This window comes from Duganella sp. CT11-25, from assembly GCF_047302815.1.
GTDB lineage: Bacteria > Pseudomonadota > Gammaproteobacteria > Burkholderiales > Burkholderiaceae_D > Rugamonas.
The window spans coordinates 5,240,626-5,257,513 of sequence record NZ_JBKBFD010000001.1; the positions used below are offsets into that span (position 1 = coordinate 5,240,626).

Consider the following 16,888-nt stretch of genomic DNA (forward strand, 5'->3'; position numbering starts at 1 on the left):
GGTTACAGATATTGTTTAAAGAAAGCGTCGGTGCGGCCGTTGGCCAGCGTGGCGGCGGCCGCGTCGTAGTGGTTGCCGCCGGGACGGGCGAAGGCGTGGTTGCAGCCCGGGTAGGTGTGCATCTCGACGTGGCGGTTGTCCTTGAGCGCGGCGTGGATCACGGCTTGCGCGTCCTTGCCGATGTATTCGTCTTCGCCCGCCAGGTGGTAGAGCAGCGGGCGCTGGATGTTGACGCCTTCGGCCGCGTACTTTTCCGTGCTGCCGCCGTAGTAGGCGACGAAGGCGTCGGCGTCGGCGCGGGCCGCCGTCAGGAAGGTCATCAGGCCGCCCAGACAGTAGCCGGTGATGCCGACCTTGCCCGAGGCGCCCGGCATGGTGCGGGCGGCGGCGATGGTGGCGGCGACGTCGCCGACGCCGCCGTCGAAGTCATAGGCGCTGTACAGCGCGAAGCCGCGCGCCCAGTCGCCCGGTTGGTCTTCCGACATCGACAGGCCGGGTTCGGCGCGCCAGAACAGGTCCGGGGCGACGGCGATATAACCTTTGGCGGCGTAGTCGTCGGCGATGCCGCGGATGCCGGCGTTGACGCCGAAGATCTCCTGCATCACGACGATCACGGGCGCGCTGGCGGCGGCGGTTGCGGGACGCGCGACGTAGCAGTTGAAGCTGCCGTCGGCGACCTGGATGGTGAGGGTTTCTGTCATGGTGTGCTCCGGTGGGCAGGACCGTTGTGGCCTTGCGATGGATGCATAGTAGGTGCGAACGCGCGCCGGGGGAACGCCCATTCCTGCAAAGTCGGTTTGCAAAATTGCATATCCCGCCACCTGGGTATTCCGCTCCTCCCCGGAAGAGGTAGGCGGCCTGCAAGTTGCATTTAGTGCAAATCTGCATAATACTTGCCGGGCTGATCCGCATATCACCGGATCCCCCTATGAGGCACACTGAGAACGATGGCTTTTCTGACCAAGAAGAAGATCGTGCTGGCCGTCGGCCTGCTGGTCATCGGCGGCGCCGCCGCTGCCTACTATTCCAAAAGCAAGACCCCTGTGGTGGAGCCGCCACGTTTCCGCGTCGCGGCGGCCGACACCGGCAATATCACGCAGACGGTGACGGCCACCGGCACCATCAACCCGGTCGCGCTGATCAACATCGGCTCGCAGGTGTCGGGCACCGTCAACGAGCTGAAGGCGGACTTCAACGACCACGTGAAAAAAGGCCAGGTGCTGCTGACGCTGGACCCGACCATCTTCAACGCGCAGATCCGCCAGGCCGACGCCCAGCTGGCGTCGGCGCGCGCGTCGCTGCGGCTGGCGCAGGCCACGCACGCGCGCAACCAGACGCTGGTGACGCAGAGCTTCATCTCGCCGCTGGCGCTGGACCAGTCCAAGCGCGAGGTCGATGTGGCGCAGGCGAATATCCAGCTGGCGCAGGCGCAGCTGGCGCGCGCCCAGGCCGACTTGAACAACAGCGTGATCCGCTCGCCGATCGACGGCGTGATCATCAAGCGCACCGTGGACCTGGGGCAGACGGTGGCGGCGTCGTTCACCACGCCGACGCTGTTCCAGATCGCCCGCGACCTGACCAAGATGCAGATCGACACCAGCGTCTCCGAGGCGGACGTGGGCGCGCTGAAGGAAGGGCAGGCGGCGCGCTTCGTGGTCGACGCCTATCCGGACAAGGAATTCGATGCGCGCATGCGCCAGTTCCGCCTGGCCGCCAACGTGGTGCAGAACGTGGTGACGTATAACGTGGTGCTGGATGTCGACAACAAGGACGAGCTGCTCAAGCCGGGCATGACGGCGCAGGTGCGGCTGCTGGTCGGCAATCGCCAGCAGGTGCTGCGCATTCCGACCGCCGCGCTGCGCTTCCGCCTGAGCGACGAGGAGGTCGAACGGCAGAAGAAGGCCAAGGCCGCAGCCAGCGCATCGGCTTCCGCGTCGGCCACCGTCGCCGCGGCAAACGATGCGCCGCCGCAGGAGGACGATGCCGCCTTCCGCACCAAGGCCGACCTGGCGCGCGCGTTCAAGATCTACACGCTGGACGCGAAGAACCAGCCGGCGGCCATGGACATCAGGATCGGCCTGTCCAACTTCCGCTACACCGAGGTCACGGGCGGCGACCTGAAAAAGGGCGACAAGGTCATCACCCGCGCCATCAATGAAAAAGAAGGTGGCATGTGACCGCGCCGGACTCGCCTTCCAAGCCGCTGATCGATATCCGCAAGGTCACCAAGAGCTACTTCTCCGGCAGCGTGGAAACGCAGGTGCTGTTCGGCATCGACCTGGCGGTGCCGCGCGGCGACTTCCTGGCCGTGATGGGGCAGTCCGGCTCCGGCAAGTCGACGCTGATGAATATCTTCGGCTGCCTGGACCAGGCCACCGGCGGCAGCTACCACCTCAACGGCGTCGACACGCTGACCTTGTCGCGCGCCGAGCTGGCGACCATCCGCAACCGCACCATCGGCTTCGTGTTCCAGAGCTTTAACCTGATCAAGCGCATGAGCGTGGCGGAGAACGTGGCGCTGCCGCTGATCTATGCCGGCGTGTCGCGCGCGAAGGCGCATGCCAAGGCGATGCTGGAGCTGGAGCGCGTCGGCCTGAAGGACTACGGCAAGCGCACGCCCAGCCAGCTGTCCGGCGGCCAGCAGCAGCGGGTGGCGATCGCGCGCGCGCTGGTCGGCGATCCGCCGCTGATCCTGGCCGACGAGCCGACCGGCAACCTCGATACGCAGACCAGCGAGGAGATCATGCGCTCGTTCCAGCAGTTGAACCAGGAGCGCGGCATCACCATCCTGCTGGTCACGCACGAGCCGGACATCGCCGCCTACAGCAAGCGCCTGATGCGGCTCAAGGACGGCCACGTGCTGTACGACGGCCCGGCCGCCGAAGGCCTGCGCCTGATGGGGCAGGGCCACGAAATCACAACGGTATAGATCACATGAATCCTTTACAGATCGTCGTGGAGGCGTTTCGCTCGATGATGGCGAACCGCCTGCGAACGCTGCTGACCATGCTGGGCATCATCATCGGCATCACCTCGGTGGTGCTGCTGCTGGCGGTGGGCGACAGCATGAAGCGCTTCATCGCCAAGGAGCTGGAGCAGCTGGGCACCAACATGCTGTTCGTCTCGCCCGGCGGCGACCGCGCGCAGCAGCAGCGCTTGCGCGCAGGCGCCGCGCCCGCGCTGACCATGAACGACGCCGCCGCATTGAACGCGCTGCCGTCGCTGGCCGGCGCGGCGCCGGTGCTGCAGGGCGGTTTCAATCTCGCGGTCGGCAACGAGAACGCGTCGAAGACGGTGCACGGCGTGACGCCGGCCATGTTCAAGATCCGCGGCTGGAAGATCGACAAGGGCAGCGCCTTCAGCGACGCCGACGTGCGTGCGGTCGCGCGCATGGTGGTCATCGGCCGCAAGATCGCCGACCAGTTCTTTTACAAGATCGACCCGCTGGGGAAATACATCCGCATCGAGAACGTCTCGTTCCAGGTGGTGGGCGTGCTGTACGGCGAGGGCAAGCAGGTCGACGGCGGCGACCTGGCCGACTACGTGCTGGTGCCGATCACCGCCTCCGCCGCCAACCTGGTGCGGATGCCGTTCCCCGGCAATGTGCATTACGTGGTGGCGCAGGGTAAATCCGGCGGCAACCTGGGCGACGCGATCCAGGACATCAGCGAAACGCTGCGCGACCGCCATCACATCAAGTTCGAGCAGCCGGACGATTTCCGTATCGATAACCTGGCGTCCTTCGCCGAGACGGCGCAGAAAATCAGCGCCGGCCTGGCCGCGCTGCTGGGACTGATCGGCGCGATCTCGCTGATCGTCGGCGGCATCGGCATCATGAACATCATGCTGGTGTCGGTCACCGAGCGCACCCGCGAGATCGGCATCCGCATGGCGATCGGCGCCAAGCCGCGCGACGTGCTGCTGCAGTTCCTGACGGAGGCGGTGGTGATCTGCCTGGTGGGCGGCATCTTCGGCATCATGCTGGCCACCGGGGCGGCGGCCGCGATCACGTCGACCGGCAAGTTCGACGTCTTCATCACCCTGCAGGCGGTGATCGTCGCCTGCGGCTTCTCCAGCCTGGTGGGCGTGTTCTTCGGCTTCTACCCGGCGCGGCGGGCCTCGAAGCTGCTGCCGGTCGATTGCCTGCGCTACGAGTAGGCCAGCGGCAGCTTAGTAGTCGAACTTATTGCTTTTGGCGCTGGACTTGAAGAAGGATGGCGCGGTTTCGCGCTCCTGGCGTTCCTGCTCGCGGCGTTCGCGGGCGGCGCGCTCGCGCTCGGCGCGGCGCTCGTTTTGCTCGTCGATGCGCAGTTGCATGTCGCGGCCCTGCTTGCTGTTTTGCAGCAGCCCCATTTTCTGCAGCATGGCCGCCGTCCACAGCAGGAAAATCACGATCAGCGCCAGCAGGTAGCCGGCCTGCCACACGCCGTAGTTCTGGCTGATGATCGGCAGCAGCGGCGCGGCGTGCTCCAGCCAGCCCTGGCCCAGCACGCCGAGGACGGCCGCCAGCACGCCCAGCATGAGGGTCTTGACGATCATCCAGCGGCTGGCCTTGATGCGCTGCTCCCAGAAGTGCAGCGGGTCGTCCTGGTGGTCGAGATAGTTGGTGTGGTCGAATTGCGTAGTCATAGCGACAATGGTTTCGGGCGCTGGTGGGACGGCGGTCATTATGTCATATTTTCCATGCGGAAACTCATGCGGGTATTGATCCGCGCTATGCTTTTTGCATATGCCAGCCGGCGAAAAAACTATTGGCTGCGCGCGGGCCGCCTGCGTAGCATGGAGCGCATGATAAAACGCCTGCTCACGGCGGCCTTGCTTGCCGCATCGTTCCATGTCGCGGCCGCGCCGGCCATCTCGGTCGTCGGCGACGGCTGGGCCAATAATTCCGTCAACGCGGTGGTGTTCCGCAAGAATTCGCTGGTCACGCACGGCGATGCGCAATACGTGGCCTACTACGACGCCGAGCGCTACCTGGTGCTGGGCAAGCGCAAGCTGGGGACCTCGGAATGGACGCTGCGGCGCAGCGCCTGGCAGGGCAATGCCGCCGACGCCCACAACGCGATCAGCATCATGGTCGATGGCGCCGGCTACCTGCACGTGTCGTGGGACCACCACAACAACGCGCTGCGCTATGCGCGCGGCGTCGAGCCGGGTTCGCTGGAACTGGGGCCCAAGCTGGCGATGGTCGGCGCGGACGAGGACTCGGTGTCGTATCCCGAGTTCTATCGCCTGCCGGACGGCAACCTGCTGTTCTTCTACCGGCTGGGCGGCTCGGGACGGGGCGACCTGGTCATCAACCGCTACGACGTCAAGCAGCAGCGCTGGACCCGGCTGCACACCAACCTGATCACCGGAGAAGGCAGGCGCAGCGCCTACTGGCAGGCGTTCCTCGACCATCGCGGCACGCTGCACCTGTCGTGGGTGTGGCGCGAATCGCCGGACGTGGCGAGCAACCACGACATGGCGTATGCGCGCTCGCGCGACGGCGGCGTGAGCTGGGAAACCTCGGCCGGCAAGCCGTACGCGCTGCCGATCAGCGCCGCCAGCGCCGAGTATGCGCTGCGCATCCCGCAGAACAGCGAGTTGATCAACCAGACCTCGATGGCGGCCGACCAGGACGGCCATCCCTACATCGCCAGCTACTGGCGCGACGCCGGCACCCGGGTGCCGCAGTATCACGTGGTGTTCCATACCGGCCGCGCATGGGCGGTGCGTTCGCTGGATTTCCGCAAGACCGCGTTTTCGCTGAGCGGGCAGGGCACCAAGGCGATTCCCATCGCCCGTCCGCAAATCATGGTCAGCCTGACCGGGCCCGGCGGCCTGATGGTGTTCCGCGACGAGGAGCGGGGCAGCAAGGTGTCGGTGGTGAACATCAGCGACTTCGCCGGCAGCAAGTGGACGGTCGGCGACCTGACCGATACCTCGGTCGGCGCCTGGGAACCCAGCTTCGATACCGAATTGTGGCGCCGCAGCGGCACGCTCAGCCTGTTTGTGCAGAACGTGCAACAGGTGGACGGCGAAGGCCAGGCCGCCGTGCCGCCGCAGCCGGTGCGCGTGCTGGATTGGCGGCCGGAGCGCTGAGTCTTCATCTATTCCATTGTATTCAGGCATTTATTTGGACTACCATAGGCTCTTTCAATCTTGAGAGTCGCCATGAAATCCAAGCTTGCCATACTGATGCTGCTGGCCATAAGCGTAGCCGCATCCGCCCAGGACGCCGACAAGGCGTCCGCCGCTCCCGCCCTCAGCAAAGAACGCGCCGCCGAACTGCAAGCCCACGAGCGCTTGCTCAAGGCCGAGTCGCAAGTCAGCAAGACCGGCCAGGTCACCATCAAGGGCAAGCTCGTGCCGTATAAGGTGACGGCCGGCACCCAGCCGGTGTGGGACAAGGATGGCAAGGTGGCGGCGTCGCTGTTCTACACCTATTACCAGCGCACCGACGTCAGCGACAAGAGCAAGCGCCCGCTGGTGCTGTCGTTTAACGGCGGCCCCGGCTCGGCATCGGTGTGGATGCACGTCGCCTACACCGGTCCCAAGGTGCTGAACCTGGACGCGGAAGGCTATCCGACGCAGCCATACGGGGTGAAGGATAATCCGCACTCGATCCTGGACGTGGCCGATATTATTTATATCGATCCGGTCAATACCGGCTTTTCACGCATATTGGACGGCAAGGCCGACCGCGCGCGCTTCTTCGGCGTCAACGCCGACATCCAGTACCTGGCTGAATGGGTCAGCACCTTCGTCTCGCGCGAGGGCCGCTGGACCTCGCCGAAATACCTGATCGGCGAAAGCTACGGCACCTCGCGCGTGGCCGGCCTGGCGCTGGAACTGCAAAATGCGCAGTGGATGTACCTGAACGGCGTGGTGCTGGTGTCGCCGACCGAGCTGGGTCTCAAGCGCGACGGCGTGATGGACGACGCCCTGAAGCTGCCGTACTACGCGGCCACCGCCTGGTACCAGAAGGTGCTGCCGGCCGACCTGCAGGCCAAGGATCTGAAGGACGTGCTGCCGGAAGTGGAGGCCTTCACCGTCGACGAACTGCTGCCGGCGATGGCCAGGGGCGGCTTCCTCGATGCGCAGAAGAAGGCGCAGATCGCCGCCAGGGTGGCGCGCTACTCGGGCCTGTCGGAAGCCTATATCGTGCAGAATAACCTGACGGTGCAGCCGGAGCAGTTCTGGAAGGAGCTGCTGCGCAAGCAGGGCAAGACGGTCGGCCGCCTGGACTCGCGCTATCTCGGCATCGACAAGACCGAGTCCGGCGACAAGGTCGATTACAACGCCGAGCTGACCTCGTGGCTGCACTCGTTCACGCCGGCCATCAACCAGTACCTGCGCCAGGACCTGGGCTACAAGACCGACGTCAAGTACAACCTGTTCGGCGACGTGCATCCGTGGGACTTCAAGAACGAGAAGACCGGCGAGAACCTGCGCCTGGCGATGGCGGCCAATCCCTACCTGAAGGTGATGATCCAGTCCGGCTACTACGACGGCGCCTGCACCTACTTCGACGCCAAGTACACCATGTGGCAGCTGGACCCGAGCGGCAAGATGAAGGACCGCCTGCGCTTTGAAGGCTATCGCAGCGGCCACATGATGTATCTGCGGTCGGCGGACCTGGCCACCGCCAATGACGACCTGCGCGACTTCATCCGCTCGGCGACCCCGGCGTCCGGCGCCCCGGCCAAGTACTAAGCACCCCGGCTGGTATTTCACTCCCCGGCGGCCGTCCCGGCCACCGGGCGTAGCAATTGCGCTACACCTGCATTTCTCCCCGAAAACCCCGTTTGTCTGGCGTACACCCCAGTGGGATGATTTCTTTTTGACATCAAATGATTGCGTATAACATTTTAACTGTAAATTCTGTTGACAATAACTTTTGATCCCTTTTACACTGAAATGGTCGCGCAACCATTTATTCGAACCGGTTGGTGATGGAAAACAATAATCACGGCACTGCGCCGAAGGAGACTTTAAATGCTGGTGAATCAACAGAATGGTCGGCGCGCGCGCCGTCGGATGGTGTTCGGCCTGACCGCGATGGCGGCGATGATAGCGCAATCATACGCGCAGGAAGCGGTCCCGGCCGCAGCGCCCGTGCAGGACGACGCCGCAGCGCTGGTCACGGTCCAGGTCAAGGGCTACCGTAACAGCCTGCTGTCCTCGGCCAAGGACAAGAAGGAAGCCGTGGGCTTCCAGGATTCGATCAATGCTGAAGACTTCGGCAAATTCCCCGACAAGAACATCGCCGAATCGCTGAGCCGCATTCCCGGCGTCGGCGTTTCGCGCGACATCACCGGCGAAGGCTCCACCATCCAGATCCGCGGCCTCGGCTCGAGCTTCACCAAGATCCTGCTGAACGGCGCACCGATCGCCGTGGCCTCTTCCGGCCCGATCGACGGCGCCAACACCAACCGCGAGGTCGACCTCGACCTGCTGCCGATCGACCTGTTCACCAAGCTGACCGTCAGCAAGAGCCCGACCGCCGAGATGATCGAAGGCGGCGCGGCCGGCGTGGTCAACCTGCGCAGCGCGCGTCCCTTCGACAAGGAAGGCCGCTACGTGGTCGCCAGCGTCACCGGCACCAAGGCCGCCATCGCCGACAAGACCGGCGGCCGCGGCTCCTTCCTGGCCAGCCAGACCTTCGGCAACTGGGGTATCCTGGGCGGCTTCACGCTGTCGCGCCAGCAGGTGCGCACCACCGGTTTCGAAACCGTGGGCTGGACCAACGCCAACCTGTCGGCGGCGCAGAATCCCGCCGCCAGCCGCAACAACACCGGCGGCGGCAACTGGACCATTCCAGCGACGGTGCCGGCCGGCGCCGGCAACGGCCTGGTGCCGGGCACGGTGATCGACCAGGCTTTCCTGCTGGCGCACAATCCGGGCCTGACCATCCAGCAGATCGACAATGCGATCCTGCCGCGCCTGGGCCGCACCATGGACTACTTCGGCACCAAGGACAAGGGCTCGGCGATCTTCAGCGCCGAATACCGTCCGTCCGAGAACCTGCATTTCTACCTCGACACCATGTACAGCAAGCGCGACGACAAGATGACGCGCATGGACTACGACTGGTCGGTGCGTAACGGCGGCATGATCCCGCTGAACATGACGGTAGACAAGAGCGATTGCGCCGACGGCTGCACGGTGACCGGCGGCACCTTCGCCAACACCCAGTTCTTCTTCGAGCATGGCTACCGCCGCGACCAGGTCAACCTGCTGGGCCTGAACCCTGGCATGGAATGGAAGATCACGCCGAGCTTGAAGCTGGACGCGCAGGTCAACTACACCCGCAGTAACTTCAGCCATGAAGCGCCGACCGTGCTGCCGATCACCGCAGCCAACAGCGGCGTCACGACGACCTACGCCAACAACGGCGGCATCCCGTCGATCGCCTCCAGCGTCGACCTGAACAACCCGGCCAACTATGTATGGAGCGGCGGCCGCGTCAACGTCCAGAACGAGTTCCGCAAGACCGAGACCAAGGGCTTCCACGGCGACCTGACCTGGGGCGACGACAAGTTCAACATCAAGGGCGGTGTCGCCTATGACGACATCACCCGCCGCATCAACGCCACCGACAACTCGGCGGCGTGGCAGGCTGCGGTGTGCGGCAACAATCCGAACGTGTTCCTGCTGGGACCGAACGGCGCGCCGACCTGCAACGGCGCCTCGACGCCGGGCGCCAGCGCCGCCAGCCTGTATCCTGGCTACGGCACCGGCTATACCGCCGGCGCCACCACGCCGCTGACGTATGGCGGCTCGCTGATTCCGCAAAATGCGCTGGCCAGCTATATCGTCAATGGCCCGTATGGCAAGCCGGTCCTCAACTGGGACCAGTTCGCCAAGGATTCGAACTACCAGCAGTACTACAACAGCGCGCCATCCAGCGGCGCCTCGTCGACCGGCGCCAGCTCCGGCTTCATCGGCGAGAAAACCACCGGCCTGTATTTCGAAGCCAACGGCAAGGCTGACGTGGCGAGCTTCCCGGTGCGCTACAACGCCGGCCTGCGTTATGTCCGCACGCGCCAGTCGGTGGGTTCGCTGAACTCGATCACCGATCCGCGCAACGCCTCGCTGCCGCTGAACGGCAGCAAATATCCGAACATCGACCAGTGGGTGTATCAGGACACCACCTACGGCAACACGCTGCCATCGGGCACGCTTGCGGTCAATTTGCGCAGCGACATCGTGGCCCGTGCCGCAGTGTCGCGCAGCCTGACGCGCGCCGATCCGAACGCGCTGCGTCCGGGCGTGAATTTCTCCGGCGTGTCGGCGGACGTCGGCTCGGTTGGCAATCCGGCGCTGAAGCCTTACCTGTCGGATAACATCGACCTGGGCATCGACTGGTACACCGGCCGCGAAGGCTATGTCAGCCTGACCGCGTTCCAGAAGAAGGTGGATGGCTTCACCATCAACGAAAACATCACCGCGCCATTCAGCTCGCTGGCCGCCTACGGTATCAACTACAACACGCTGATCCCTGCGCAGCAGGTGGCGATTGATTCGCGCGGCGGTCCGGATGTGGCCACCGTGGTGCTGACCCGCGCCCGCAACGCCGCCGGCGAACTGCGCATCCGTGGCCTGGAGCTGGGCTGGGTGCAACCGCTCGACAAGATCCTGCCGATCCGCGGCTTCGGTATCAACGAGACGGCCACCTTCATCAACCAGAACGCCAGCGGCGAAGGTGCCAGCGGCTTCATCGCGCTGGGCGTGCCTAAACGCACCAACAACTTCTCGATCTACTACGAGAACCACGGCTACATGGCGCGTCTGGCGCACACCTTCTCCAAGGGCAGCCAGGTGGCCACCGCCAACCAGAACGGCATCACCAACGCCGCGCTGTTCTCGGACAACTACAAGCAGCTGGACTTCTCGTCGAGCATCGAGCTGGATCAGGTGTTTGACAAGGATGGCTGGCCGACGCTGAGCTTCGATATCGTCAACCTGAACAACGATTCGCGCCGCAGCTACTTCCAGTTCAGCAACGCGACCATGTCGCAATACTCGCCAGGCCGCACCTACTCGCTCGGTCTGCGCGCCAAGTTCTAATCGTCAGGCCCGTCTCCCCTCTGGGGCCTTTTACACCGCCCCTAGAGGGCGGTTTTTTTATAAGTTTCAGGATTACTATGAATGCATCGACACGCCTGCGCGCGGCCGCCTGCGCCGCCGCATTCGCGCTGCTGGACTGGACGGCGGCGCACGCGGCCACGCCGCCGCACCTGCGCAAGCAGGGCGGCGCCACTCAATTGATCGTCGACGATCAACCGTTCCTGCTGCTGGGCGGCGAACTGCATAATTCGTCCGCCTCCAGCCTGGACTACCTGGAGACGCTGTGGCCGACGCTGAAGGCGGCCGAATTGAATACCGTGCTGGCGCCGGTCGAGTGGGACCAGATCGAACCGGCCGAAGGGCGCTTCGACTTCAGCGTGCTGGACGGCATGCTGAAGCAGGCGCGCGCGCATGACACGCGCCTGGTGCTGCTGTGGTTTGGCGCCTGGAAGAATTCGATGTCGACCTATGTGCCGGCCTGGGTCAAGCGCGACAGCGAACGCTTTCCGCGCGCCCGCACCCGCGCCGGCGTGCCGCAGGATATCCTGACGCCATTTGGCGCCGCCACGCTGGCGGCCGACACGGCAGCCATGCGCGCCATGCTGGCGCACCTGAAGCAGGTCGACAGCCAGCACACCGTGCTGATGATCCAGGTGGAAAACGAGATCGGCATGCTGCCCGAAGTGCGCGACTATAGCGCGGCCGCCAATGCCGCCTGGCGCGGGCCGGTGCCGGCCGCGCTGACCGCCTACCTGGCCGCGCACAAGGACACGCTGCAGCCTGGCGTCAAGGCGCAGTGGGAAGCGCGCGGCAGCCGCGCCGCCGGCAGCTGGGCCGAGGTGTTCGGCGACACGGTGGCGGCGGAAGAGCTGTTCCAGGCCTGGCATTACGCCACCTTCGTCGAAGCGCTGGCGGCCGCCGGCAAGGCGGTGTACCCGCTGCCGATGTATGTCAACGTGGCGCTGAACCGGCCGGGCAAGCGGCCAGGCGAATACCCGAGCGCGGGGCCGCTGCCGCATTTGTTCGATATCTGGAAGCCGGGCGCGCCGTCGATCGACGTGCTGGCCATCGATACCTATTTCCCGAATTTCATCCACTGGGCGAAGCAGTTCAAGCGCGCCGACAATCCGCTGTTCGTCCCTGAGGGCAACCAGGCGGAGCGGCCCGACGCCGGCGCCGATGCGTTTTACGCGATCGGCGAGCACGACGCCTTCGGTTTCTCGCCGTTCGCCATCGACGACATCAAGGACGGCAAGTCGTCGCTGCCGCAGGCTTACCGCGTGCTGAAGCAGCTGAGCCCCGTCATCAACCAGTACCAGGGCAGCGGCAAGGTGCGTGGCTTCAAGGCGCCGATGTCGTTCGACGGCGTGGTCGACACCGCGCCGCGGACGGTGACCATGGGCGCTTATACGCTGGAGGTGAGCTACAACGCGCCGTGGGAAAAGCTGGAACCGTCCGAGGTGCAGAACCGCGGCGGCCTGGTGATCCAGACCGGCGAGGACGAGTTCCTGGTCGCCGGCAAAGGGTTGACCGTGGTGTTCGGCAACGCGCAGGGGGATGGCCGCATGGTCGGCATCGAGCAGGCCGTCGAGGGTACGTATCAGAACGGCCGCTGGCGGGAGGGACGCTGGATGAACGGCGATGAAACCCACCAGGGCCGCCACATCGGCTTGCGCGGCGAGGCGTTCACGATACAGCGGGTCAAGCTGTACCGCTATCGCTGACCGCGCGGGCGCGCTACGGCGCGGTCTTGGCGGCGGCGCGCCGTTCCAGCCATTCCGCGCCGCCGTTGCCCATGGCCTTGGCGATCACCGCCGGCGGCAGGCTGTACACGGTGGCCCAGGTGGCCCGGCCATCGGCGGCGTTGGACGGAAAGCTGTCGGACTCCACCGGCCAGTGATACTTGCGTTTCAAGGTCTTGATGATCGCCGCCAGCGAAGTCCGGCCCTGCAGGGGCGGGGCGCCGGTCTGGTCCTGGTCGGAAAGCAGCACCGCCAGCACCGCGCCGCGCGCGGTCAGGGGGCCGGGGAATTTAGGGGATTGTGAGCGCATGCGGCACTATAGCTCGCCTTCCTGAAGAAATCTTCAATAAAAGCGCGCTTTAGCGGAAGTACTCGCCGGCCTGCTCGGGCTGGTAGAGCACCTCCAGTACGCGCACGTTCAGCAGTTGTCCATCCGGACGCGGCCACGCGATGGCGTCGCCGACAGCCAACCCCAGCAGCGCGGTGCCGATCGGTGTCAGGATGGAAATCCCATCCGTCACGTTTTGCATGTCCTTCGGGTAGCTCAGCGTCAGGCAAAATTCTTCGCCGGGAGGTGAAATGGTGAAGCGCACTTGCGAATTCATCGTCACGACAGCGGGTGGCATGTCTTGCGGCTCCACCATTTGCGCGCGGCAGAGTTCTTCCAGCAGCGCCACTTTGGCGGCGGCGTTGATCGCCGAGGTGTCCAGCAATGCTTCGAGCCGGTCGGCATCCAGCGATGACACGATAATCTGAGGTTTCATGGTTTTCTTCCTGTTCTGCGGCCATCGGCCTGGGCATGGGCGTGACATGGCGCGCGGACCAGGATGGCCGCGCGGGCATGCACGGAATGTTTCAGCGTGGAGGAGGCTCGGGAGGGCGGAAAAGACCGGATGGTCCTGTCGCGGCGCTCACCGAGCCTGGGAGAGGCAGGCGAGATCCCGGATGCGATGTGCGAGGTAGCAGTGCATGTTGATGGCCGGTGTCGGTCGATGGTGCTTGGAATAGCCGAGTATATACCGTCGGCGGCGGCCGGGGCCGCAAATGCCTGCGTCAATATTGTGACCGTCCTGTGCATGGGGCGCAGGAATAGTGTGCACATTGCCTGAGATGCCCTTGCTGGCGGGCAATAATATCCTGTATCTTGTGAGTCCCAACTGATCAATCCCTACTGGAGCTAGCAATGACGCGTCAAGAAGTCACATCCGACCAGGTCGCCACGGTGGCCGAGAGTTTGCAGAGTGATGGTAAGCCGGTGACCCTCGACGCCGTATCCGGGCTCCTGGACGGTGCTTCGCTCGCCGCCGTTCACAAGCATTTGACGGCCTGGCGCGTCAGCCGCGCCAAGCCGGCCTCGGCCGACATGCCCAAGATGGCGATCCCGGAGACGATCGTCGCCGCGCTGGGCGACTGGGTAAAGCAACTGGCGGAGGAGGCCGGCGCCGGGCCGCGCGAGGCGCTGGCGCAGTCCGAGGATGATTTGGAAACGCTGCTCAAATCGGGCGAGCAGTTCGAAGCCGAGCGGGAGGAACTGCAGGCGCAACTGGCCGCGGTCACCGCCGCCCGCGACCAGGCGCTGGCGCTGGCCGCCGAGCGCGCCGAAGATATCGAGCAGCTGTCGGCCGAGCTGCGCAACGCGCGCCATATCGCCACCGATGCGCTGGTCGGCAAGGCCAAGGACCAGCTGGCGATCGAAGGCAAGGACAGCCAGCTGGCCGACCTGCGCGCGCAGATCGAACGCAATGTGGCGGCATCTGCGACCTTGTCGGATGCGCGCCTGGCCGCTGAGATGGAACTGGTCGGGGCCGTCACGGCGCGCGACAACTTCGCGGCGGAGATCAAGCAGCTGCGGGCCAGGCTGGAAGCCCGGCATTCCGGCGCCTGAGCTGCCCGGGAAGCAAAACGCCACGGTTGAACCGGCTCCAGATGGGATAAAATAGTTACGAAATTATTATTTCCAACTTGGAATGGGGATGCCATGTCCACGCATATTCATCAGCCCGGCAATCGAGCCGGCGGCGCCATCCGGCAACAGGCCGTCGCGCAACGACAGCAGCAAGAAATCAAGAGCAGCAATCGCCAGGCCATGCAGCTCAGCGCGGTTAGCGACACGATGCGTAACAGTCCGCGCGCGATGCAGCTCAGGGCAATGCAAGGCATGATGAGCCGGCCATCGGCTACATCCCCGGTAATCCAGCGCAGGGAAGAAAGTGAATTGCAGCCGGGTAAGCTGAACATGATCGGTGAAAGCCACACCGACTACCCCGGCGAGAAAGAGCGGATGTATGAGTCGATGAAAATCAGGGAGGAACTTGCGGGAGCGAAGTATTTCACGGAAGGCATGTTGAAGACCACTCCCGAAGCAACTGATTATTCCGATCCGGTCCACCTGCGTCTTGAGCAGGCTATCGCCTTTGTCAAGACGGACTGCGACAAACTCCTGCCCGGCCTGGAGCGCTTCGGGAGCGTGTCCCTGGCGGAGGCGCTGGAAAGCAACACAAAACTTGACGTTGAGTTGGGGACCATCGTCGAAAGAATCGCCCCGATGATTACGCACGATGAGGATAATGAGCAGATCATTGAGTTCATCAAAAGCCAAAACTACCCCCTTCCAATTTTGAAAAAATTGTCGGAATCAGGCCCCTGGAACTTTGCCAGGGACTTTGATGTTGACGGCCAATATACGGATGTATTCTTTAATTTGCTCGGCTTGATCGCTGACGAACGTTATAGCCGGGAAGATGCCGAATCGGTTGACGAGGACGATGTTGAACCCGATGTATTGGCGCCCCTGATTCAGGGGGAGGCGCTCGCCTACGGAGTGCGAGACGTTTATGCCAAGTACAAGGGGCGATTGCCGCCAAACCTGAAGCTTTACTATCATTTCAAAAGCCAGGACCTGTATGCCGGCAAAGAGCATTTCAAATTTTTCCCTGGCGCCATACAGCCTGCCATCGCGGCGTGGGACAAACTTGAGGAGCTGGATGGTTTGTTAAAAATGGTGATTGAGAAAAAGCGCTACGAGTCCCTGGCCGCGGCAACCGCCGCCTCCCATCGCACCTTATCCGCCCTCATCAAAGTCCTCGACGATGGCATGCTTGCTGGTCAACAAGCCAGGAGCGTCACGGATGTGTGCCTGGCGCGGAGCAAGGCGATGCACCAGGCTGCCACTGCCCGCAAAGGAGAAGAGATTGCCTGGAAGGTCGGGAATTTGCACGTGGAGGATATCCGGACCTTGGAGTCGGCAGGCAAGATAACGACGGAATATGCCTATATCGACAAGGATGTCTTCAATCCGGCATATCTGGATATGAAAGCAATGAAGACGCACGTCGTGGGAGTGGACGATGCGGATGCATCGTATGGCGTGGAGCGGGATAGACAGAAACTCCTGCGTGATACCGCGACGGAGAAGTTGACCGAAGACTCGCCAGCCAAGGCCTTTAATACGCGTCTGCTCGATACCGTCAAGCGGGCGAGCGGCATAGGCGGATGGACTTTCAGCGCCCTCAAGCGTTCGGGTTTTTACCTGACACTGTGGGATGCGGAAACCAATCCACGGATAGACTGGCGCCTTAAGCAGACGGAAGTTGCGATGGACAACAAGCTGAAGCTGCTGGAATCTTATTTGCGCGTGCTGCATCTGATCCATCGCAGCGGCACCGCCCCTGAGCTTCTTTTGGCGAATGCCGATCCGGCCACCCGCCGCAAGCTGGAACTCGATTCCGACTTCATACGTGACCGGCGCCGTTTTAACGACCTGTTATTGTATGGCGAACCGACCGCGTTCATCCAGAAGGGGGCGGATTTGGGCGACGGCATGAAGCGCGCCTTCAACCGCGTATTGGTGGAGGTGGCCTCCAGCCGCAACGGCGGGACGCAGTCCGGCATGTTCGGCGGCTTTTTCAGCATGTTCAACTGAGCCCCGAAAACAAAAACGCCACCCGAATTCAGGGTATACAGGTTCCACCGTCTCCGAGCGGAGATAACGTCTGACGGTGTTTCTGGAGATGCCCAGTCGTCTGGCGATCTCCCGGAGGGGGATCTGGTCACGAAGGTGCCAGTTAATTGCCAATTCATACACGGAAATG

Annotated in this window: 13 protein-coding genes and 1 pseudogene; 9 read left to right on the forward strand and 5 right to left on the reverse strand. The window is 63.7% G+C overall.

All coding sequences use genetic code 11. From position 1 onward, the window contains the following. Window positions 1–2: 2 nt before the first annotated feature. Window positions 3–701: a dienelactone hydrolase family protein gene (locus ACEN9F_RS22560; RefSeq protein ID WP_413423529.1), complete on the reverse strand. Its 699-nt coding sequence runs from the start codon at window positions 699–701 to the stop codon at window positions 3–5. A gap of 246 nt (window positions 702–947) precedes the next feature. Between ACEN9F_RS22560 and ACEN9F_RS22565 the strand changes: the two genes are divergently transcribed. The 3 genes from ACEN9F_RS22565 to ACEN9F_RS22575 are packed head-to-tail and all read left to right on the forward strand — an operon-like array spanning window position 948 to window position 4,158. Further along, on the forward strand, window positions 948–2,177 hold the full coding sequence (locus ACEN9F_RS22565; protein WP_413423531.1) for an efflux RND transporter periplasmic adaptor subunit: 1,230 nt from the start codon (window positions 948–950) through the stop codon (window positions 2,175–2,177). Continuing rightward, the gene (locus tag ACEN9F_RS22570) at window positions 2,174–2,929 is read left to right on the forward strand and encodes an ABC transporter ATP-binding protein (RefSeq protein ID WP_413423533.1); all 756 of its coding nucleotides are present in this window, start codon (window positions 2,174–2,176) and stop codon (window positions 2,927–2,929) included. The genes ACEN9F_RS22565 and ACEN9F_RS22570 overlap by 4 nt, the downstream gene beginning before the upstream one ends. A gap of 5 nt (window positions 2,930–2,934) precedes the next feature. Next, window positions 2,935–4,158, forward strand: a complete 1,224-nt coding sequence (locus ACEN9F_RS22575) for an ABC transporter permease (RefSeq protein WP_413423535.1) — start codon at window positions 2,935–2,937, stop codon at window positions 4,156–4,158. Between the two features lie 12 nt (window positions 4,159–4,170). Here ACEN9F_RS22575 and ACEN9F_RS22580 read toward each other — a convergent pair whose 3' ends face one another. Further along, the gene (locus ACEN9F_RS22580; protein ID WP_413423537.1) at window positions 4,171–4,629 is read right to left on the reverse strand and encodes a hypothetical protein; all 459 of its coding nucleotides are present in this window, start codon (window positions 4,627–4,629) and stop codon (window positions 4,171–4,173) included. Window positions 4,630–4,788: 159 nt separating this feature from the next. On the opposite strand from ACEN9F_RS22580, the gene ACEN9F_RS22585 reads away from it, so the two are divergent. The 4 genes from ACEN9F_RS22585 (at window position 4,789) to ACEN9F_RS22600 (ending at window position 12,779) form a co-directional block, all read left to right on the forward strand. Beyond that, complete coding sequence (locus ACEN9F_RS22585; protein WP_413423539.1) at window positions 4,789–6,084, forward strand: BNR repeat-containing protein; 1,296 nt, start codon at window positions 4,789–4,791, stop codon at window positions 6,082–6,084. A 72-nt stretch (window positions 6,085–6,156) separates the two neighbouring features. Then, entirely contained in the window at window positions 6,157–7,698 is a 1,542-nt protein-coding gene (locus tag ACEN9F_RS22590) for a S10 family peptidase (protein WP_413423541.1), read from the forward strand. A 282-nt stretch (window positions 7,699–7,980) separates the two neighbouring features. Then, window positions 7,981–11,055 (forward strand): TonB-dependent receptor, encoded by a 3,075-nt coding sequence (locus ACEN9F_RS22595; RefSeq protein WP_413423543.1) that lies wholly within the window; start codon window positions 7,981–7,983, stop codon window positions 11,053–11,055. Between the two features lie 77 nt (window positions 11,056–11,132). Continuing rightward, window positions 11,133–12,779, forward strand: coding sequence for a DUF5597 domain-containing protein (locus ACEN9F_RS22600; RefSeq protein ID WP_413423545.1), 1,647 nt, complete (start codon window positions 11,133–11,135; stop codon window positions 12,777–12,779). A 13-nt stretch (window positions 12,780–12,792) separates the two neighbouring features. Here the strand turns inward: ACEN9F_RS22600 and ACEN9F_RS22605 are convergent, their stop codons facing one another. Further along, on the reverse strand, window positions 12,793–13,107 hold the full coding sequence (locus tag ACEN9F_RS22605; protein ID WP_413423547.1) for a hypothetical protein: 315 nt from the start codon (window positions 13,105–13,107) through the stop codon (window positions 12,793–12,795). Between the two features lie 49 nt (window positions 13,108–13,156). After that, complete coding sequence (gene rnk, locus ACEN9F_RS22610) at window positions 13,157–13,561, reverse strand: nucleoside diphosphate kinase regulator (RefSeq protein ID WP_413423549.1); 405 nt, start codon at window positions 13,559–13,561, stop codon at window positions 13,157–13,159. A gap of 419 nt (window positions 13,562–13,980) precedes the next feature. Between rnk and ACEN9F_RS22615 the strand changes: the two genes are divergently transcribed. Both ACEN9F_RS22615 and ACEN9F_RS22620 read left to right on the forward strand, forming a co-directional pair. After that, window positions 13,981–14,682 (forward strand): DNA-binding protein, encoded by a 702-nt coding sequence (locus ACEN9F_RS22615; protein ID WP_413423551.1) that lies wholly within the window; start codon window positions 13,981–13,983, stop codon window positions 14,680–14,682. 93 nt (window positions 14,683–14,775) lie between these two features. Then, complete coding sequence (locus tag ACEN9F_RS22620; protein ID WP_413423553.1) at window positions 14,776–16,719, forward strand: hypothetical protein; 1,944 nt, start codon at window positions 14,776–14,778, stop codon at window positions 16,717–16,719. Window positions 16,720–16,752: 33 nt separating this feature from the next. On the opposite strand, the pseudogene ACEN9F_RS22625 reads toward ACEN9F_RS22620, so the two are convergent. Then, window positions 16,753–16,887, reverse strand: a pseudogene (locus ACEN9F_RS22625) (helix-turn-helix domain-containing protein); the annotation flags it as partial. Between the last annotated feature and the right edge of the window lies 1 nt (window position 16,888).